Genomic DNA, 20,837 nt, shown 5'->3' on the forward strand with positions numbered 1-20,837 from the left:
GTCACCATGCTTTACGCGCCTGACAACGACCTGGACGAGCCGGGCCTCGGTGCGGAGGCAGACGATTCGATGTGTTCGATCTCCTGTCGCGATAACTCGATAAGCCGGGCATTGCGCTCGGCCGCCTGGTCGAACAACCTGCTCAGATACAGTGGATCGTCGACACTTAGCCCTTCATCTTCGCCCTCCTCCTGCCATTGCGCTTCATCGAGCTTGCTGAATGCTTCAGGCTGCTGCTCGCGCAGGTAGTCGAGCCAGTAGTCGCGCTGAATCAGGTCCTCCAGAAACCGCTCGGAGCGTTCCGCGTTGAGTATCTCGGCCCGGGCGTTGACCAGTTGCTGCGGGGTAACGCCGGACGCGAACGTCATGTTTTTCGGTTGTCCCGGCAATTCCAGCCCGTCGTCCCAGCCCCCGGTCAGCCCGATGCGATAGCCCAGGCGCACCTCCGCTTCGTCAAAACCGCTGCTGGCCGCGGCGCTGCGCGCCAGCTCATCGACTTTGTCCAGGCGAAACAGCTGGCGTGACAACGCCAACAAGGCCTGCCCCCTGATACCCGGACGACCGGCCGGCAAATCGAGCAAGGCGTTATAGGTGAACACTTTGCTCTCCAGGCCGCTGAAGGTGAGGATCCGTCCGTCAACGCAGGTGCCATGGGTGGTGGAACCGGCGAAGATGACCTCGCGCAGTTGCGTATTGCTGGCGGCGGCCTCCATGACCGTCCACACCCGCCGGGTCAGATCGGCATTGGCGATCCTGAATTCGCGGGTATCCTGCAGACGTTCGAGCAAATGAAAGAACGCCGCGCTGTCCGGCTCGGCCGCCAACTGGTCCCACAACTGGCCGCGAGTGACCATCTGTTCGGGTGCCAGATTGGCCAGCCACGGGGCCTTCTGCTGGACATCCGCCGGTTCCGGCGGCAGGGTCTCGTCGGACTCGAAACTGTCGGTGGTTTCGCTCAGCCCGCCGGTGGCGTCATCGACCATTTCCTCCAGCTCCGTAACCGAAAAACCCAGGACCTGCTGGTAGCCGGTGCGCGTCTGATACGCCCGGATCTGCTCCAGCGTCTGTGGCGAGAGGTTGTAGTTGTCGGTCAGGTCGGTGCCGCCGATCAGGTCATCATGGTCACCCTCGAGCGCTGACTCAGGAATCGTGGTGATGTCGTTACGACTCAGTACCAGCCTTCGCAGGTATTGCGCGTCGAGCGTACCGGCCGGCCATTCGGTCAGGTTGTTGCTGGCAAGATCAAGGCTCTCCAGGCGAGGCAGGAAACTGACGTCAAACGCCTCGAAATTGTTGTAGCTCACATCCAGCCAGCGCAGATGTTCAAGGCCGGACAACGCCTCGTACAGCGGCCCCGCGTCGTCGAACCCATTGCTGGAAAGCTCCAGCCATTCCAGCGCACTCATGTGCCGGACCGGTTCCGGCAACGTTGTCAGCTCGTTACCATTGAGCACCAGATTGCGTACTTGGTTAAACGCCGAAAGGAAATCGTTGGAACCCTCGGCCGTGAGCATCACACCTGTCAGGTTCAGCCGCTCGACGTGGGCAAAGTCCTGCGGCAGCCGGGGCAGATCGCCCAGTTGCAGCCCGTTGAGATGCAGCACAACCTCCGCCTGAGCCTGCGCGCCGGGCAATCGTGCCCGCCAGCAGGTGAGGATGCGCCAGGCCGCCAGGTTGCGGGTCTGCGACGAGATGGACCAGTCGGTTCCGCGGAAATTCCGGGTGTAGAGCCAGCCATTGAGGGTGCGCACCAGGGTATCGTAAGTCTCGCTCCAGCCGGCGATGCGTGCGCTGATCTGCGTATCCGCAAGCCCGCTGCCGCGCAACTCTTCGATGGCCTGCAAGGCCTGCTCATCGGTCAGGGCCGGTTGTATCCGTTGCAGGCTTTCGATCATCCAGGCCTGCCCTTCACTGACAGACGCCTGTGCCAGCGGCAGCAGATGGCGGCTGATCGACAAACCATCCTCGGCCGGGGGAAAGACGTCAGGCACCGGCTCGTTGGCAAACGCCGCCAATGCGCCCTCCGGCAAACCGACTTCCAGTTCGATGCGGTGCTGCGCTGCCCGCAGCGCCTCGGACGCTTGCGCCGTCAACGGTGCACCGGTCAGATTGGCATGGATCAACGCATGGCTTTCGAGCAGGGCCGGCGGTAGCGTGGTGATCTGACTGTTGCGCAGATCGACCCAGGATAACTGCGGCAAATCCTCGGCGCCCGTCGGCCAGTTTTGTATCCGCGTGTCGCGCAGACTCAGGGCCTTCAGGCGCCCCAACCGACCGACGTTCAAGTCGGTCAGTGGGTTGTCGTGCAGGTCCAGGTATTCGAGGGCGGGCAAGGCCTCCAGTGTTTGTTGCACCTGCAAGGTGTCGCTCAACCGGTTTGCGGAGAAATCCAGCCGCGACAGCCTGGCCAGCCGCTCTGGCTGCAATGGCAACGCCTCCAGCGAGTTGTCACTCAGGTCGAGAGTCTTGAGCTCGTCGAACGCGCTGACGAAGCTGCGCATCTGCGCCGCGCCCACACGCTGGCCCTGCAACAGCAAGCTGCGCACATGGCTGAATGCCTCGGCAGGCAACGGCGGTAGATCGCTGAGCATCAGCCCCGACAAATCCAGGGTCGAGGCGGAAACCGTCGAGCCATAGCGTTTGAACAGGCCTTTGCGCCAACTGGTCCGGATGACATGGGCCGCATTGGAACGGCCGATGATTTCCTTGAGTGATTCCTGCGATACCAACACTTGCTGTTGCCAGTCATTGAGGCCGCGATCCAGCGTTGCGTATTGCTCGCTCAAGGCGTCGATGGCGCTGACACGCTGCGGTTCGTCCGGCCAGCGTTCAAAGAAACGGTTGAACACCTGCTCCGGCGACGTGCTCGTACCCTCGCCCAAACGACGCAGTTCACCTTTGCAGTAATCCCTGACCATCGCCTCTCGATCAATGAGGTGTTCGGGATGGCTTTTCACGTATTCGTACGCAACCTTGAAGTTTTCCCGGGAAAACCTCGACCAGTCGAGGGACAGTCCCGACCAGAGTTTCTCGTGCCCTTCAAGCAACTCCGCTGGCAACGTGCTGATGCCCGTGTCGCTGAGATTCAGGCGCTCCAGATTGGGCAACTGCAGGGTGCCGGCGGGCCACTCGAGCAAGCCGTGTGTATTGATTTCCAATCGGCGCAAATTACGCAGCGCGCTGAAGTCAAAAGCAATCGCCTGATAGCTGGACGCACACACCGTCAGTGCCTGCAACTGGGTCAGCTGGCTCAACCGCACCGGCATGTCGGCGGCGAACGGCATCGCGCTGTAGAGGGTCAATTCTCGCAGTTCAGGCATTGCGCTCAAGGCAGCCGGTACGTTGCTGAACGTTTCGCTGGTGGCATTGATGCGCAGACTTCTGACCTGCGTGAAGGTGGCGAGCAGCGCATCGGCATTGCCATCGGTGATGCACCGCCCGCGAATACTCAAGTCACGGACGTGGGAGAAATCTGCGGTTAATGCGGGCAATTGCTCGTCGCAGGCCAGGTCGAGTCGCCCGGCCCCCGGCTGGATGTCCGCCAGAGGCGCGTTGCGCCAGCTCTGCTTGAGATTGCGCACGACACTGGACTTTCCGCCCATGATTGCCGGCGCATCCATCAACGCTTCCGTGCCCTCCCATTGGTCAAGCGTTGACTCAAGCTCAGTCCATTCACGCGTGCGCCGTTGCAACAGCTCATAAATCTGCGCATCGCTCTTGCCCAGCGACAGCTGTTTGAGGATAAAAGCGCCGGCCTGTTGATCGGTCAGCGCCGGATAGAGGTCCTGCACCCGGCTCACCAGCAGCGGATTGACGCCCAGTCCGCGACCGCTGGCGTAATAGCCCGGCCCATGCCGAGGCACGCGCACCGGCGGTTTGAACACTTTGCTTGCGCCTTGGCGTTTGGCCGCCAGCCGTACCAGTTCGTTGCGGTGCTGCATGACATGCTCGATCACCGCCCGACGCAGGTCGAGGCTGGCGGAGACATCGGCAAACCCCAGTGACTGGCGGGATTGATCAGGCAATGCATGCATGATCGAAGCGAAGAAATTGTCGCCGTGACGCGGCACGCTGTTGAGGGGTTCGCCGCGCTCGTCGAACGCCTGATAGACCGACCCGCGCTTGACCAGGTATTTGGTCTGCCCGGCGCTTTCGCTGCCAATGCTGTCGAGCAACGGCCCCTGGAAACTGCCCTCGCGCACCTCCAGTCGCACATCATCGCGCCAGCCGCGCAGCCTTTGCAGCGCGCGCAGGGCCAGCCACTGGCGTTCGCCGGCGGCCATGTTTTCCATGTGCAAACCCGCCACCGCGTGATCGAAGCGGCGCTGCCGCGCGTACTCGCGTGACTCCTCCAGCAGCCGCAACGGCACGCGTTTGCCGGTTTGCAGGCGGGCCAGTTCTTCGGCGTTGGCGTTGAGCAACACCCGGACCGCGGCAGAGCTGCCCAGGCCGGGGGTCGCGGCTTGTAGCCTGGCGATGCGCGGATCCTGCAGTTGCGGCTCGGCATACAGCTGTTCGAACATTGCCGGCTGGCGGCTTTTCATGTGCTCGGCCAACTGTTTTCGCAACTCGGCCGGGCGCGATTCGACGACGCGGGCGGGCTCCCTTCCGAGCATCCACTGGATCTCCGGCTCGTCCAGCGCCGCCAGGATCCTCGCGGGTAACTGCCCTTCAAGCACATCGGCGCGCGACACGCGGATCGGTGCCTTGAGACGTTCACCCGGCAGCAGCGACGCACCATACCGCACGCGTGCCCCGCTCAGCCCGGGTCCGTCGAACACTTCCAGCACCCGTCCGCTCGGCCAGCGCGGCATCTCGCTCAGCAATGGCAGCGTCAGCAGATACTGTTCGTCGAGTGGCAAGCCTTGCTCAACCTGATCGATGATCCGCCCCGTGGCCTGATCGGCTGCGTACAGGCGCAACGTGTCGGCCAGTGCCAGCGGCGCAGGCTGGTGCTCCAGGTGCGTCTGGCGCAGCGCGTCGTCGCTGACGCCGCTGACATCGGCAATCTCCAGCAACTGCTGGTCGGAAAAGGCCTCGGTCGAGTGTCCGAGACGCCTGAGCATCGTCAGTCGATCCCAGGTCAGCGGGCGCTCCAGCGTATGTCGCCACGCGCCGAGGCGGTTGTGCTGCAGGATCGGTTGATAGGCGGTCGGATCGCTCGGGTGCAGAATGCGCCACTTCTGCAGGCTTTCGTCGTACTGCGTGCGGTACACCTTGCCCTCCCGGCGAATCCAGGTTTCGCCGTTCAGGCGATACAGGCCCTGCGCATTGGGGCCGGTTGCCGCGTCCAGACTGACCGGGCTCTCATAGGGCGTCAGGTCGGGCTGCCACAGACGGGTCTTGCCGTCGGGACATTCGACCGGTTCCAGCGCCTCGATCAGCGGCTCGGGCTTGACTGCATTCAATTTGCCGAAGGCTTTGCCCACGCCACCCATGACCCCGATCAGCGCGAGGTTCTGCGCTACATCGACCAGGTGCGCCTTGGCGGCCTGACGATCACCTTCGGACCACTCGACCACGCCTTCAAGCGATTCGTAGAGCAGTTGCCCGGCCATCACCGTCATCATCACCTCGCCCAACACCGGCACGAACATCGACACCATGTTCAGGGCGAACATGCCCAGCTCCAGCAGATGGTTGAGCTTTCGCGCACGGGCCTTGGCATCCGCATCGGCGGTCGGCACCGCATGCGCCCGAGCATCGGCGATGAATCGAGCGCGATGCTGTTCGTACAGGTAAGCCCACAAATCGGTGTTTTCCGCCCAGAGCCCTGCCGAGCCCTGGTGCGTGACATCCACCGGATTGAGGTAAGGATCCTCCTGCGGCTCGCGTTGACCCTGACGCTCGGGCGGCAGTTCCTTGATCCGCGCGACCACAGAAAACGGCGGGATCAACTGCGCGACTTTCACCCACACCGAATGCAGCGGATCCACTGGTGTGGTCGCGGCCGGTCGGGTGAACTGACTGAAATAGTACGGGCGATCGGCATACGCCACGAACTGGCTGAAGAACCGCTGGTAGGCGGTTGTATCGCCTGGCGGCGCCGCCGGATCCCTCGCCGTGAACCGGCGTTTGAGCATTGCGTTCAACTGCGTGAAGTTGCAGCGTTTGAGCGGCTGCTCCGGATCGTGGGGGATGTAGACAATGAAATCATCGGTGTAGCGATAGCGCTCACAGATGCTGAACACCACGCAGCCGGTCATCCGCCGTTTCATCAGGCCCAGGTCGCGGAACCACACCGGTTTGTTGCGCAATTGCGGACGCATTTCGCCGGCGACAACCGACAGGAGCATGAGATAGTCGTCGGCTTCGATGTCCTTTTTCAGCAGGGCCAGTTCGGCTGCGGCGCGCAAGGCGCCTTTCTGGCTGTCGATGAACTGTTCGCGCAGTGCCGGCGTATCGTTGAAAAAGCTGTTCACCCGGGTCTGGTACAACGCTCCGATGTCCAGCGAGCGGCACAGCGCCAGAAACTGACGCACCGTGATGCCGGGAGTGACCACCTGGAACGTGCCGGCAGTCGCGGTCTCGACGACGAACCCCGAGGCGCGATGATAGGCCCCCTCCTCGCACTCCCAGGCCTCGAAGTTGTGCAACGCTGCCTGCAGCAGCGACAGCTTGAGAACCTCGAAAGTGGAGACTTCCACTTCGAGCACGCCGAGTTCCAGCGGACGCCGCAGGCACAGCAATGTCTTGTTGACGTCGACCTCGACGTTGAATTGCGCCTTGAGCGCCTTGACCAGCAGCGCCTGGGCAAAAGCCTCGATGCCCTCCAGGCCCGCCATGGTCTGGTCCAGTCGGGTCTGGGCGCGAAACCCGGCCGTGACCTGCTCGGTCAAGCCCTGCTGCTGTGCAGCGGACAACGCCTGATGCCAGGCCGGCATCCGCGTGGGGGCTTGTTTCAAGGCCGCACGCCGGGCCGGTGTGGCGTCGACCAGCCAGTCGGGAATCGTCTGTTCCAGCAACGGACCATGCAGGCTTGGGCCGGTTCGAGTCGGCGCACTTGCACCGGGCAGATTGCGCGAGGCGCGTGTTTCGACGGGCAACGTCGGGAGTTGAGTGGACATCCTGTCTCTCCTGAAAAGTGAGACGTCAGGACACCATTTCCCCGTGGTCGGTGTGCGGTACATAGTTATCGCATTGACACCCGTTTGTTACCGGACACTTCGCCGGCGCAGCACAAACCGGCGCATTGACTATGCTGTCGGAACAGCCTTTGAGACGGGGGATTTATGGACGATCCAGTCGACAACAAGCCACCGAGCTTCTGGCAGATGCTGCACAGCGTCATGGCCGCGGCGTTCGGCGTGCAGAGCGGGAAAAACCGGGCACGTGACTTCACTCATGGCAAACCCAGCCATTTCGTGCTGCTGGGTATCCTGTTTACCGCGATGTTTGCCTTGACGCTGTTTGCCATCGTCAAGCTGGTGCTGCACTTTGCCGGGGTGTGACAGGGTTCAGTGCATCAGGGTCTGCAGGTTGAACGGGTAGCGATAGGACGCAGGGCGACCCTTGGCTGACAGTTTGCGAAAACTCACACCGTAATCCGGCGAAGCGCCCATGGCCAGTATTTGCCGAGCCTGACGCTTGTCGATCAGTTGCAGCAGCGGCAATTGACGGTCACGCCCGCCATGAAGATCCAGATCGACGCCCTGCTCATAGTCGTGCAACTCCACCAGCGCCCAGCCACCGAGGGTGAAGTGTCCGCCCACCAGCGCGCTCAAGCGTCCATCGACCACTGCGCGCAACGCCTCGGGCGAGGTATTGACCGCACTGTACAGCACATCCTTGCCCGCCACCTTGCCCACTTCGGCGAACGCGCGCATTGCGCCGAACGCCATTTCGTCATTGGCCGACCACACCAGCGATACGTTCGGATAACGGCCGACCAGTTGCCGTGCCTGTTCGTAGGCGCGCTGCTGTGTCCACTCGCCGTAGACCAGTTGCCGCAGCCGCACCTGGGGATGTTCGGCGAGGGCGCGCTGCATGCCCCGTTCGCGCAATTGCGCCGACGGGGTGATCTTCAGGCCGGAGAATGCCAGCACCTCGATCGACTCACCCCGTGCCACGGGCGGATGCAGGCGAATCAGCTCCTTCATCATCAGGTAGCCGCCCTCCTCGTCATTGGGCACCAGGCTGCCGATGCGATCAGGCCGCTCCCCGACCAGCGCCTGCTGATCGGCGGTCAGCACCGCGTTGACCATGAACAGCTTGACCCCGCTGCCTTCGGCCAGCCGCAGGATCTGGGGCGCAATGTACTGTTCGTTGACGAACACCAGATAGTCGGGCCGGTTCGGCCCCTGCAGAGCGACTCGCGCCTGAGCCACGGTGAGTTCGGGCTGGCGCTGGGAATAGAGGATCTGCAAGTCGACGCCCAGGTCCCGGGCCGCCGCCTGCATGAATTGCGAATAGCTGACCCAGAACGCTTCCTGGGTGGTACCCGGATTGAGGAACAGCACCGACTCAGCCCGGGCCGCGGGTCCGAAAACCGCACCGAGCAGCAGGAGACTGAGGTGGAAAAACTTCAACATGAATGATTCGGGCCCGGGGAAAAATGGCCGCGCATTATAGCCCCCGAATCAGCGGCTACTGACGCCTGATCCCGTTTTTTGTCCGACAATCGTCGGAAGCAGGCCCGAATCGGTCGTTTACTGATGACTGACCCAGAATACCGCCGTCCCTACTACGAGAATGATCAGGAACAGAATGGCCCACGCATCGACACTGCTATCGCTTTTTTTTGCCTTGGTCGGATTGCTCATTGCATCGCCTCTTGTCGGTTTTATCGGTGATTGCAGAAAGACTCGATCACAGTTAAGACGATGATTGTCCCCGCGACAAATGTGGGTTAATCAACAACCATTCTCGTTAGGCGATTTGGTTCTTTACATATACTCAAACATCACTTTTGCGCATAACTGCAAACGGGTATATTGCCCCGGCTCCGTTAGGGAGTGCGCGGCCGTGCGCGCGTAATTGCAGAGGCACCATCGGACTCCAGCAAGCGAAAACGCAGCGTTTTCCGAGTAGCCCAAAGCCTGAGAACAGGACTTATATGTACGTATACGACGAGTACGATCAGCGGATCATCGAGGACCGCGTCAAGCAGTTCCGTGATCAGACCCGACGCTATCTGGCAGGTGAGCTGAGCGAAGAAGAATTCCGCCCCCTGCGCCTGCAAAATGGCCTGTACATCCAGCGTTTCGCGCCGATGTTGCGCGTGGCAGTGCCTTACGGCCAGCTGACCTCGCGTCAGGTGCGCATGATGGCCAAGATTGCCCGTGACTACGACAAGGGCTACGCCCACATCAGTACCCGGCAGAACGTGCAGTTCAACTGGCCGGCGGTGGAAGACATCCCGGACATCCTCGCCGAACTTGCCACCGTGCAGATGCACGCGATCCAGACCAGCGGCAACTGCCTGCGCAACGTCACCACCGACCAGTTCGCCGGTGTCGCTGCAGACGAACTGATCGACCCGCGTCCGTGGTGCGAGATCGTCCGTCAGTGGACCACGTTCCATCCGGAATTCGCCTACCTGCCGCGCAAATTCAAGATCGCCGTCAACGGCTCGACCGCTGACCGTGCGGCCATCGAAGTCCACGACATCGGTCTTGAGCCGGTACACAACGCCGCCGGCGAGCTGGGCTTCCGCGTACTGGTCGGCGGTGGTCTGGGCCGTACCCCGGTGGTCGGCGCGTTCATCAACGAGTTCCTGCCGTGGCAGGACCTGTTGAGCTACCTCGACGCCATCCTGCGTGTGTACAACCGCTATGGCCGTCGCGACAACAAATACAAGGCGCGGATCAAGATCCTCGTCAAGGCGCTGACCCCTGAAGTGTTCGCGCAGAAAGTCGATGCCGAGATGGAACATCTGCGCGGTGGTCAGACCACACTGACCGAAGCCGAACTGCATCGCGTTGCCAAGCACTTCGTCGACCCGGACTACAAGGCTCTGGACAATCAGACTGCCCAACTGGCCGAACTCGACAAGGAACACCCGGGCTTCGCCCGCTGGCGCTCGCGCAACACCCTGGCGCACAAGAAGCCGGGCTATGTGGCCGTGACCCTGTCGCTGAAACCGACCGGCGTTGCTCCGGGCGACATCACCGACAAGCAACTGGACGCCGTCGCCGATCTGGCCGAGCGCTACAGCTTCGGTCAACTGCGTACTTCCCACGAGCAGAACATCATTCTGGCCGACGTCGAGCAGAGCCAATTGTTCACCCTGTGGGGCGAGCTGCGTGAAGGCGGTTTCGCCACGCCGAACATCGGTCTGCTGACCGACATCATCTGCTGCCCGGGCGGCGATTTCTGCTCCCTGGCCAACGCCAAGTCGATCCCGATCGCCGAATCGATCCAGCGCCGTTTCGACGACCTGGACTACCTGTTCGACATCGGTGAGCTAGACCTGAACATCTCCGGTTGCATGAACGCCTGCGGTCACCACCACGTCGGCCACATCGGCATCCTCGGGGTGGACAAGAAAGGTGAAGAGTTCTACCAGGTGTCCCTCGGCGGCAGCGCCAGCCGTGACGCGAGCCTGGGCAAGATCCTCGGCCCGTCCTTCGCCCAGGACGACATGCCGGACGTGATCTCGAAGCTGATCGACGTGTACGTTGAACAACGCACCGAAGACGAGCGCTTCATCGACACCTACCAGCGTATTGGCATCGACCTCTTCAAGGAACGCGTCTATGCAGCGAATCATTAAGAACAACGAGGTGGTCGACGAAACCTGGCACTTGCTGCCCAAGGACGCGACCCTTGACGGTATCTCCAACTGCGACGACCTGATCGTGCCGCTGGCCCTGTGGCGTGATCATGCTCACGCGCTCAAGGCCCGCGATGGCGGGCTGGGCGTATGGCTGGATGCCGATGAAGAAGCCGAGGAAATCGGTGCCGACGTCTCGCAGTTCCAGGTGATTGCCCTGAACTTCCCGGCCTTCACCGACGGCCGCAACTACTCCAACGCCCGCCTGCTGCGTGACCGCTACGGTTTCAAAGGTGAACTGCGGGCGATTGGCGATGTGCTGCGCGATCAGCTGTTCTACATGCGCCGTTGCGGTTTCGATGCGTTCGCCCTGCGCGCCGACAAGGACCCGTACGATGCACTGGAAAGCCTGAAAGACTTCTCGGTGACCTACCAGGCCGCCACTGACGAACCGCTGCCGCTGTTCCGTCGCCGCTGATCGAAAACGCCTTGAGCCGTTGCTCAAGGCGTTCTTCCCCTGCCCTTCGAAGCTCAGTCAGACTGACGCCTCTTCATCAACATCGCGGCTCCCTGCAACTTCATTGACCGGGTTGCGCGCCAGGGCCTCCTCGGTGAGCCGACGAAGCAACGCCTGACGTTCGTTGCGGAAGTTGTCGTGGATTGCATTCATCTGCACCGCCGCCGCTTCACGGGAAAGCCCTGCCTGCCCCTCCAGTTGCGCCAATGCCTGCGCACTGCGCTCCCTGACGACAGCGAAGGACTGCGCCTGGGTGGATTCGAGAAACTCGATCCAGAACCGCTGGCCGCTGCACCAGTCGGAGAATGCACGAGTGCGCTCGACGCGCATGACGGCCTGATACACCTCATCCAGATCCGCCGGCGACACTTCGACCTGCAAGGGACGGCTCAGCATGTGTGGCTGGCCCGGCAGATTCAGGCGCTCGGCCAACCCCACGCGGTAGGCCAGGCTGTACTCCAGCGCCTGTTCGTGAACCCCCGGTTGGTGGCGACTGTTGATATCGGCCAGGACTCGCTCCTCCAGCTCCTGCAGGCGAAACAACCCCCTGAGCAGATGCGTCAGTTGCCACTCCAGCGGCGCGCCGCCCAGTCCTGCCGCCAGCCTGGCCCGAAAACACAAGACCTGAACCTCCATCTCGCTGAACACCGCCGAATAGCCATCGACACTGATGGCCCCGGCCCGCGCGGTACGAAACAACTCCGTACGCAAGCGCGCATCCTCGGCTGCCGCCTCTACCACATTCCACACCCGCTGGCTGAAGTAGGGGTAAATCTGCGTGTAATCGGCCGTATGAACCAAGTGCGCCAGTACATTGAAAAAATCCCGCGAGCCGGGCGCCGCCCGCACCGCGTCCCAAGTGGTGCGGCGCGGTGCCGCTTCGGCCTCGGGGCTGCCCACCAGCCAGCGCGCGCTCTGGCCATCAAACGCCACGCTCAGTTGCGACAAGCGCTGATAGGTCGGAATCGTCACGCCGAAACTGACGCCGTTCGCCTGCTGATACGTCGCAATCTGTTGCAGCGTTTCCGCCGACAGCGGATTGCCATGCAGCCGGGTGGCGCGACTGAGCGCTGCCGGCCCATCGAACGCCGCCGCTGGCAGCGCGGTGATCTGGTTGTCGCGCAGATCAAGCAGACGCAACCGCGCCAATCCGGCAATGCCCCGAGGCCATTGCTCAAGGGCGCAGCCACGCAACTTCAGGCTTTCCAGATCAGCCAGCAAGCTGACGTCGGGGGCGTGCGAAAGATGCGGATTCAGGTCCAGGTCAAGTACGCGCAACCGGGTCAGTTGCTCAAGCGCAGACGCTGAAACGGACGACAAATGCAGCTGGTTGTTGCTCAGGTCCAGCTCCGTCAGCCAAGCCATGTTGTTCAGGGCCGGAGGCAGCTGCGTCAGGTCATTTTCCCGCAGCGAGAGGCTGCGCAGATGACTGAAATTCTGCAAAAAAGCGTTGAACCCCAGCGTAGGCGCCACGCCGTCCATCACCAGATGGGTGACGTGGCTGAAATCGCCGACGATCAGCGGCAACTCGCCCAGAGGCTCTGGCGCCAGGCACAAGCTGTCGGGCAATCCGTCACCGGGCCGTCCGGGCTCCTTGCGCCAACTGCGGATGATGGTGCGCATGGCGCGCAGCTTGGCTGACTGTGGCACGAGTTGCCATACGCGATCGGTACCGGCACTCCAGGTTTGCCCGCTCACCCAGCGACTCAAGGTTTCGCGGATGCCGAGAAACTCCAGGCGCAGCTTTTCCAGCTTCATCAGAATCGCGATCTCGTCGCTGCCCAGGGTGGCGAGCAGTGCCTGGATCTGCTCGGGAGCGTACGCCGGGTAGAGTTCCTGCGCACGCCGCGCCGCGATTGAAATGTTGGCACTTGAGCGAGCACCAGGCCCTGCCGGCGAACGGTCTGCCAGGCCCATCGGCGAAAAATCGCCGGGCCGATCGCCCATGGCCACGGCAAAGGTCATGCGTCGCTGGAGAGCAAGCCGGGTAATATTCTCGCGCAGCACCTCGGCCCCGGCATCCGCCAGCAAGCCCAGTGCGGTTTTGCGCGGCGCCGACAGTCCGTGCCAGAGCGCCTGAAAATAATGTGCGCGGGTGCGTCCGGCAAATTCAGTCAGGGGATGCTCGGTGCCATCGAAGACGCTGACCCGGTCTGCCAGCACATTGACCAGCATTCGTTCGCGGGCGTCGACCGGGCCGATCGAGGCGACGTTACCGTAGCTGCCCGACCATTCGAGAATTTCAATCAACGGGGTGCCCGACCAGCCTGGCAGGTGCTCAAGGGTATCGAGCACCAGGCGGTTGGTGTCGTAACCACCGCCACTGTCCAGATACAGGCCTTCATAGGCGCGACAGACCGCGATAGCCTGCAGATAACGCCGCACCTCCTGTGCCAGACGCAATGGTATGCGGCCGGCATCCAGCTCCTGCGCCTCGCCAATCAATGCATCGCCCACCAGTTCTTCGGCCACGCTGGCCGGCAGATTGGCAAACCTGTCGAGCAGCAATTGCGCTCGGCCATTGCTCGCTGCTTCGCTGCGTCGGTAGACCCGCTGGAACAGTTGCACCCGCAGGCTTTCAGCTTGCTCACTGACAATTTGCAGGAGCTTGCGGCTTTGCTCTCCCGCATCCGTGGTCGTCAGACCAAGCAGAGTCTCACGCTGTCGGGTTTCGAGGGTCGACAACAGCCATGAATACAGTTGGCCCTTGTCCAGTGCCTGTTGGGTGATTCGCAACGAAGTCGTGGCCGTTGGTGCGCCGTAGACATTGCCCCGGATTCCCGCCGAGTCGACGACTTGTATAGCGCTGTCGGCCGGCCAGCCCGCCAATGTCGTGAGCACCTGCAGTTGCAGATCAGGGTCTGCCAATGGCGCGGATGTAGGAGTCTGCAAATGATCGAAAAACTCAGTCACCGCCGCGTCGGCGCGAAACCGCCGGACCGTATCGATGAGCAGCGCCGGAGGATGGCCGTTATCGATGTGAATCTGGCGCAGGACGCTGTCCTCGACACCGCTTACGGCAAGGGCTCGCAACGCGGCGTCGTCCGGGACTCGTTCCCGGGTAAAACCGAAGCGGCGAAACAGCGTCAGGCGATCCCACTCCTGCACCAGTTCGGTGTCATGGCGCCAGGCGCCGCTGCCATTGGTTTCGAGCACCGGCGAATAACGGTTGGCGACCTCGGACGGCGCTAGGACTTCCCACAACTCGGTCTGCGGCTTGGGGCGCACGGCATAATGGTGCGCGTCCAGGGTGAGGAACGCCTGGCCCTCGACCCAGCGCAAACCGCGCTCATCGGGTGGCAAGCCTTGTGGCAGCAGGCGCTGCTGGCGATAGGCGCTGAGGTCAGGCTTCCACAAGCGGGCCTGGCCTGCGGGCAGGCTGATCATGCGCAAGCGTTTGATGAACGCCGACGACCGAACGACTCTGAACGTGGCGCCCGCGGCCCGTGTTCCCGCCGCGAACGCCGCCAGCAGGATCAGGTTCTCGACCACATCGAAAAAGTGATCCGTTGCCTGCTCCTTCTCGCCCCGAGTCCAGCTGGAAATGCCCTCATAGACGGTCCAGAGCAACTGCACCGCGGTAGCCGCCAGCAACACCTCGCCCAGCACGGGAATAAACGATGCGGCCATCAGCAGCAGATCGACGCCGATCGTCTTGTAGGTATCCAGTCGGGCCAGCCGGGTTTTTTCGTCTTCATCGTCGGTGGGAACCACCATCAGCCGGGCATCCGCCAGGGTCTGCTCGGCATGTTGGCGGTACGTCATGCTGAACGGATCACCGACGAAATCGATGCCGGACAACGTGATATAGCCGGAGGCATGTGGCAGCATCGAATTGCTGCGCGGATACAGGCGAGCATCGAGTTCCGTCTCCCAGAGCAAGCGCTCACGGACCTTGATATAGCGGGTGAAGAACTTGCGGAACGCCGTCTTTTTCAGGCGCTCGCTCAACTCCCTCTCGAAATCGCTGAAGGAGGCGTACTCCTTCAGCGGGTGTAATGGATCGCCCGGCAGGTAGACCACGCAACGGTAGTCGTCGTCGGCGTGCTCACTGACCGGCCCGATGAACAGCGCGCCGCCCAGCGTCACCCCGAACATCTGCAGCCCCTGATAACCCAGGGTGTTATGGCCAAGTTTTATTGGACTCTGGTTAGTTGTTACTGCCTGCAACATCTGATGTACATCCGCACTGATGTATTTTTTCATCAGTGCCAAATGTCTTTCCACATCAAATCGATTCCGCCAATTGGCAATGCACTTGTTGCGCAATGGATTAACTTTAGCATCAACATCGAATACTGCCCGAAGATGCGTCTGATACTGCTTGCCCAGATCCAGAGTCCGACACAGTGTTGCAAACTCGTGTGGTTGTAGCGGCAATATCCGAGGTCCGCGCCCGGTTATTTTTTCGGGAATATAAATCAGCGAAGTTTCGTTGTAATTTGTCGCCTGGGTTTCACTTGCTTCAAAGTTTTCACAGGCGGCGCTCAACAGATCACGGTCGATCGGCAATACCAGTTTCCTGCGCAGCCCCAGCAGGCTGGAGGTCGAGCGTACGTGCTGAAAGATCACCCCATTGATATCCAGCGGTTCACCCAACTTGTCAGCCATCGCCTTGGCAAGCAGCGGCGCACAGAAGCTTTGCGGCGACTTCAGGCTACTCAGCGCCTTGCCGGCTTCACTCTGGGAGCGGTGACTGGCAATCAAGCTTTGATAGAGCTTATGACGCAACTCACCGGGAGCTGCCAACAACCAGTCCGGTGTATTGTTTTTAATTAACTCGAAAAACAGGCCTTTCTGTTCAGGCGTCAAAACAGGAATGGCATCACGAACCGACAAAGAGGACATATTGAACACTCGACAGCTGAAAGTATCACCAGCTTACCGAGCGCTGCCTTATATAAAAGCGTGAATAGTCGATAAAAACAGCGAGGTTCGAATCAACAATTCGAACTCGAGAAGTACATATATACCGCCAAAAATAAAATAGCCCCGTTCTCGGCAGGACAGAGAACGGGGCTATTGTTTTAGTGCATTACCAGAAACGTTGCTGGGTCAGGCGACTCCACCAGTTCAGCAACACGCGATCCACCGAACCGCTGGCCGCCATGCCGATGCGTTCCTGCAGGCTTTTGCGTTCGGCGTAGTGCAGGTGGTAGACCTCAGCCTTTTTTGCCCGGTCGGCGAGGTACTCGTCGCTGGTCTTGAGTTCGTCCACCAGCTGTTTGTCCAGCGCCGCGACACCGAGCCAGACCTCACCGGTGGCGACCTCGTCGATGGCCAGCTGCGGGCGGTAGCGGGCGACGAAGTTCTTGAACAGTTGATGAGTAATGTCCAGGTCTTCCTGGAATTTCTCGCGGCCCTTTTCGGTATTTTCGCCAAACACGGTCAGGGTGCGCTTGTATTCACCGGCAGTCAGTACTTCAAAGTCGATGTCGTGCTTTTTCAGCAGACGATTGACGTTGGGCAACTGCGCGACGACGCCGATCGAACCGAGGATCGCGAACGGTGCGCTGATGATCTTCTCGCCAATGCAGGCCATCATGTAACCGCCGCTGGCCGCGACCTTGTCGATGCACACGGTCAGCGGCACGCCGGCCTCGCGGATACGCGCCAGTTGCGACGACGCCAGGCCGTAGCTGTGAACCATGCCGCCGCCGCTTTCCAGACGCAGTACCACTTCGTCCTTTGGTGTGGCGAGAGTCAGCAGTGCGGTGATTTCGTGACGCAGGCTCTCGGTGGCCGACGCCTTGATGTCACCGTCGAAATCGAGCACGAACACCCGGGATTTGCTCTCGGTTTTGCTCTTCTGCTTCTTCTCGCCTTTCTCAGCCTTGGCCTGGCCCTTGCGCAAGGCCTTGAGCTGATCCTTGTCGAGCAGGGTCTGCTCCAGGCGCTCACGCAGCCCTTTATAGAAATCGTTGAGCTTGCTGACCTGCAGCTGACCCGCCGACTTGCGCCGGCCCTTGCTGCGCAATGCAGCGAAACTGGCCAGGACCACCAGAATGGCAACGACCAGGGTCACGGTTTTGGCCAGGAAGCTGGCGTATTCGGACAAAAACTCCACAGAGACTCCTTAAAACAATGCGCGGACACGAAACACGCGCGGGATGGCTCCAGCATACCCATGCGCCGGCCCGTCGACCAGCCGTGAAACCTCTGGCAACAGGCCTGTAACGGGCATTTCAAACAAGCGTATGTTTTTTCATTGACAGCACTTCGTCATCCTCATAACCTCGCCACAACCTTCAACGTACCGGGATGACGCGGACGTGGGCAGCATCTATTTGATTCGACATGGCCAGGCCTCCTTTGGTGCAGACGACTATGACGTCCTGTCGCCGATCGGTGTGCGCCAGGCAGAAGTCCTTGGCCAGCACCTCGCCGAGCTGGGAATCCGTTTCGATCGCTGCCTAGCGGGCGACCTGCGTCGTCAGCAACACACGGCCACCAGCGCGCTGGAGCAGTTCACCGCCAAGGGCCTGTCGGTACCGACGCTGGAGACCGACTCCGCGTTCAACGAGTTCGATGCCGACGCGATCATCCGCGCCCTGATCCCCGCCATGCTGGCGGACGAGCCGGAAGCCATCGACATCCTGCGCAACGCGGCGCAAAACCGCGCCGAATTCCAGCGCATCTTCGCCCTGGTCATCGAGCGCTGGCTGGCGGGAACCTACGACACTCCCGGGCTGGAAAGCTGGCTGGGTTTTGTCGAGCGAGTACAGGGCGGACTGCACCGGATCCTCGAACAGGCCGACGGCAACCAGAAAATCGCCGTGTTCACCTCCGGCGGCACCATCACCGCCCTGCTCCACCTGATCACCCAAATGCCTGCCCGGCAGGCCTTTGAACTGAATTGGCAAATCGTCAACACCTCGCTCAACCAGCTGAAGTTCCGCGGTCGCGAGGTGGCTTTGGCTTCCTTCAACAGTCACGCACATCTGCAACTGCTGAAGGCTCCGGAACTCATCACTTTCCGCTGAGTCCGGATAATTGTGACCCTTGCTGTAATCAACCAGCGCCTATTACCCAAGAAAGGATCGAACCATGACCTCCGTAGCTGATGCCGTACAAGCAATGAAAGCCAAGTTCAACCCAGCCGCCGCTGCCGGTCTGGATCTGGTCTTCGGTTTTCGCATCGACGACACCAAAAACTTCTCGCTGATCGTCAAGGACAGCACCTGCGAGCTGCAAGAAGGCGAGAACCCGGACGCTCAGGTCACTCTGGTGATGGACGGCGAAACCCTGGAAGGCATCGTCGATGGTTCGACCGACGGCATGCAAGCGTTCATGGGCGGCAAACTGCGCGCTGAAGGCGACATGATGCTGGCGATGAAACTGTCCGAGCTGTTCCCGTCGTAAGACTACGTCGCAGTACAAACAAATCCCGCCTTGATGGCGGGATTTGTCATTTCCGGGTCATTGGATGCCGGCGGCGTCCAGCTCCTTGAAGACCTGCCGATCGGCGATCTGGCTCTCACTCTCGGGGTACATCAACTGGACGCTACCCCCTGGGATGATTTCACCGGTTTGCGCATCCCGGGCGAAGGTGATGACATACCGCTCACCCTGGTACTTCAGGTAAATGTTGTAATAATCCTGTGGCTGATCCGGCGCTTCGAAAGCGCTGTAGCGGTAGCGGATGCGTGGAATCAGCATCGGCCACTCCTTGCCAAGCAAGTCACCATTGACCGGCGGAAACGCCGCCTCGAGGGCCACAATGGCGCCAGCTACCAACTCATCGTTGTCGCTTGGCTTGAAAGGTAATGGTCTGTTACGCAGCATGGTTACAGCGCTTTTTTTTCCATCGACAACATCAGTGCGGTACATATCGGTACGAAACCATTTTGTTGCATCAAAACGGTTTTCTTCCGGACTCCAGTCGCCGTAGTACATCATCACTTTCTCGCTCATCGCATCTTCCCTTGTGTGCAGATAGAGCCCCATCGCACTAAAAACCAGCAAAAAGGCCGCTACGAGACCCAAGCGCTTGTGAAAATTAACAGTCATGGTTGTGCCGGAAGCCCTTTTTTAAACTTCATTTGCTGCTTCGGTGGCCCCAACGGCGTATTGCCTGAGCGCACCTTTCCGACAGCCCCATAATCGTCCAGCGGATAACTCATGTTCTTTTCGTTTTTCGCGCGGCTCTGAGCATGCATCAAAAGCTTTTTGTCATTTTCGGTAGCCAGCTCCGGCGGCTGAACCGGGGCTGTTTCGCCCGGCAGCTCCACGGTGTCGTCCTTTTTTGACAATCTGTATTCAGCAAGACGCCGTTCGTAGCCAGCCTTCTTGATCATGAAAGCGGATTTGGCTCGATTATCCGACGCTACACGCGCCTTCGCCCCCTCCAGACCATCGCGCTCTGCATCACTGCCATATGTTTGGTCGTAAAGGCTGCGCCGCGGGTAAGCATGAATGGTCGCCCCGGTTGCATCGGCAAGTTTCTGTGCAAGGCTGAGCTCGTAATGTTCCTGCCCCTCACTGACAAGTGCCGTCTCATCAACCCCCAACCCGGTTCGGCATGCGTACGAAAAGATATTAGCGCCGAAGGCAAAGGCATCAGGCTGCAACTGGCTCGCTTGGGCAGGTCCAAAGCGATAGCTGGCATCCTTACCTTCGATTTCGTAACCGAACTCGATATTGAACACCACGCCGTGGGCAAAGATGTCGAGCTGTTTGATCTCGCGCTTTTCCTCTACCCGCTTGTTTATGAAAGCAACCAGTTCGGCGGCGGAATCAATCTCAAGGTATTCGGCTCTGTATGTGTTGACGACAAGCTCTTTGAGCCTGGCGCGCATTTTGGGATCGTACTCCGCGACAAACAGCAGAAAAAAGGTTTTGTCCGCGGCACCCTTTTTAAGGTTCGAGTAGTCTCTCAACTGGCCAACACCTTGGTTGATGAAACTCATCTTGTTGCCGTAATTCTCGCGAAATTCCGTCCAGCGACTAATGTGGTAAGAGCCCACCACAGTTACATAATCGTATTTGAGTGTCCCCTTGACCTGCGTCGTGCCGTGCTGATCGCTTGTCTGGGCCTGTTTTTTCTTCGGTGGCGCCACGTCTGACCTTCCTTAGTAAGCAATGCCCAACGCATCCAGATGAGCGGCGGCTTCCTTGCCCCATTGCACGACAACGGAGGTAGGATCGGCGGTGAACACCCGAGCGGCGTTGCCGTGGTTGTCGGTGTGGCCGACGAGGCGCTGGCCGTCGCCGGTTTCGATGCAATAGAGCATATCGGGAATGGCTTCGCCGGTGGTTTCGTCGACCAGTTGGAAGCGTTCGCTATGCTTGGGCACGGTAACGATCGGAGTGAACGGCACGGCGCCGACTGCGGTGCCGACGAAAACGTCACCGGAGCCAGTGATGATCATGCCGCCATGAGCGGTGGAGCTGCCGAGAAAGGCAATAGGTTTGCCATTGATCAGTATGTTGCCGATCCCTTCGGTGACGGAGTCTCCGCAAGCCGTGGTATCGCCGACACGCAGCACCGGCATGCCGTTGATGTTCACGTTGGGCGAACCGCTGGTGCTTGGGTTGGTACCGTGACCGGTCACCGGGCAGGCATTGAGATCGCTGAGTCGAGCGGCAGGTTTTGCCATCATCTAC

At 60.6% G+C, this 20,837-nt stretch carries 12 protein-coding genes; 5 read left to right on the forward strand and 7 right to left on the reverse strand.

What is annotated here, in order from left to right; translation table 11 throughout:
* Positions 1-11: 11 nt before the first annotated feature.
* Entirely contained in the window at positions 12-7,067 is a 7,056-nt protein-coding gene (locus ACVHNU_RS11980; protein WP_473019824.1) for an NEL-type E3 ubiquitin ligase domain-containing protein, read from the reverse strand.
* A gap of 165 nt (positions 7,068-7,232) precedes the next feature.
* Here ACVHNU_RS11980 and ACVHNU_RS11985 point away from each other — a divergent pair, with 165 nt between their 5' ends.
* Positions 7,233-7,451, forward strand: a complete 219-nt coding sequence (locus tag ACVHNU_RS11985) for a DUF2970 domain-containing protein (protein ID WP_003225504.1) — start codon at positions 7,233-7,235, stop codon at positions 7,449-7,451.
* A 6-nt stretch (positions 7,452-7,457) separates the two neighbouring features.
* On the opposite strand, the gene ACVHNU_RS11990 is transcribed toward ACVHNU_RS11985, so the two are convergent.
* Positions 7,458-8,531 (reverse strand): ABC transporter substrate-binding protein, encoded by a 1,074-nt coding sequence (locus ACVHNU_RS11990; RefSeq protein ID WP_473019825.1) that lies wholly within the window; start codon positions 8,529-8,531, stop codon positions 7,458-7,460.
* A gap of 524 nt (positions 8,532-9,055) precedes the next feature.
* Between ACVHNU_RS11990 and ACVHNU_RS11995 the strand changes: the two genes are divergently transcribed.
* Complete coding sequence (locus ACVHNU_RS11995) at positions 9,056-10,714, forward strand: nitrite/sulfite reductase (RefSeq protein ID WP_003225514.1); 1,659 nt, start codon at positions 9,056-9,058, stop codon at positions 10,712-10,714.
* Positions 10,698-11,192, forward strand: coding sequence for a DUF934 domain-containing protein (locus ACVHNU_RS12000; protein ID WP_003225515.1), 495 nt, complete (start codon positions 10,698-10,700; stop codon positions 11,190-11,192). Before ACVHNU_RS11995 ends, ACVHNU_RS12000 begins: the two co-directional genes overlap by 17 nt.
* A gap of 57 nt (positions 11,193-11,249) precedes the next feature.
* Here ACVHNU_RS12000 and ACVHNU_RS12005 read toward each other — a convergent pair whose 3' ends face one another.
* Together ACVHNU_RS12005 and sohB are read right to left on the reverse strand one after the other, a co-directional pair.
* Entirely contained in the window at positions 11,250-16,079 is a 4,830-nt protein-coding gene (locus ACVHNU_RS12005; protein WP_473019826.1) for a dermonecrotic toxin domain-containing protein, read from the reverse strand.
* Positions 16,080-16,266: 187 nt separating this feature from the next.
* A complete protein-coding gene (gene sohB / locus ACVHNU_RS12010; protein WP_003225526.1) occupies positions 16,267-17,298 on the reverse strand; it encodes a protease SohB in 1,032 nt (343 codons plus the stop codon).
* A 205-nt stretch (positions 17,299-17,503) separates the two neighbouring features.
* On the opposite strand from sohB, the gene ACVHNU_RS12015 reads away from it, so the two are divergent.
* Both ACVHNU_RS12015 and ACVHNU_RS12020 read left to right on the forward strand, forming a co-directional pair.
* Positions 17,504-18,214, forward strand: a complete 711-nt coding sequence (locus tag ACVHNU_RS12015) for a histidine phosphatase family protein (RefSeq protein WP_103484765.1) — start codon at positions 17,504-17,506, stop codon at positions 18,212-18,214.
* 64 nt (positions 18,215-18,278) lie between these two features.
* On the forward strand, positions 18,279-18,593 hold the full coding sequence (locus ACVHNU_RS12020) for an SCP2 sterol-binding domain-containing protein (protein WP_008015934.1): 315 nt from the start codon (positions 18,279-18,281) through the stop codon (positions 18,591-18,593).
* A gap of 57 nt (positions 18,594-18,650) precedes the next feature.
* Here ACVHNU_RS12020 and ACVHNU_RS12025 read toward each other — a convergent pair whose 3' ends face one another.
* Genes ACVHNU_RS12025 through ACVHNU_RS12035 form a run of 3 tightly spaced genes read right to left on the reverse strand, consistent with a single transcriptional unit; the run spans position 18,651 to position 20,830 of the window.
* Positions 18,651-19,241 carry a hypothetical protein gene (locus ACVHNU_RS12025; RefSeq protein ID WP_473019827.1) on the reverse strand — a complete coding sequence of 197 codons (591 nt, stop codon included), beginning with the start codon at positions 19,239-19,241 and terminating at the stop codon, positions 18,651-18,653.
* Positions 19,238-20,290: a hypothetical protein gene (locus ACVHNU_RS12030; RefSeq protein WP_003225534.1), complete on the reverse strand. Its 1,053-nt coding sequence runs from the start codon at positions 20,288-20,290 to the stop codon at positions 19,238-19,240. Before ACVHNU_RS12030 ends, ACVHNU_RS12025 begins: the two co-directional genes overlap by 4 nt.
* 12 nt (positions 20,291-20,302) lie before the next feature.
* Positions 20,303-20,830, reverse strand: a complete 528-nt coding sequence (locus ACVHNU_RS12035) for a PAAR domain-containing protein (protein WP_473019828.1) — start codon at positions 20,828-20,830, stop codon at positions 20,303-20,305.
* Between the last annotated feature and the right edge of the window lie 7 nt (positions 20,831-20,837).

Source organism: Pseudomonas sp. Ors-4-3C, from assembly GCF_055755035.1.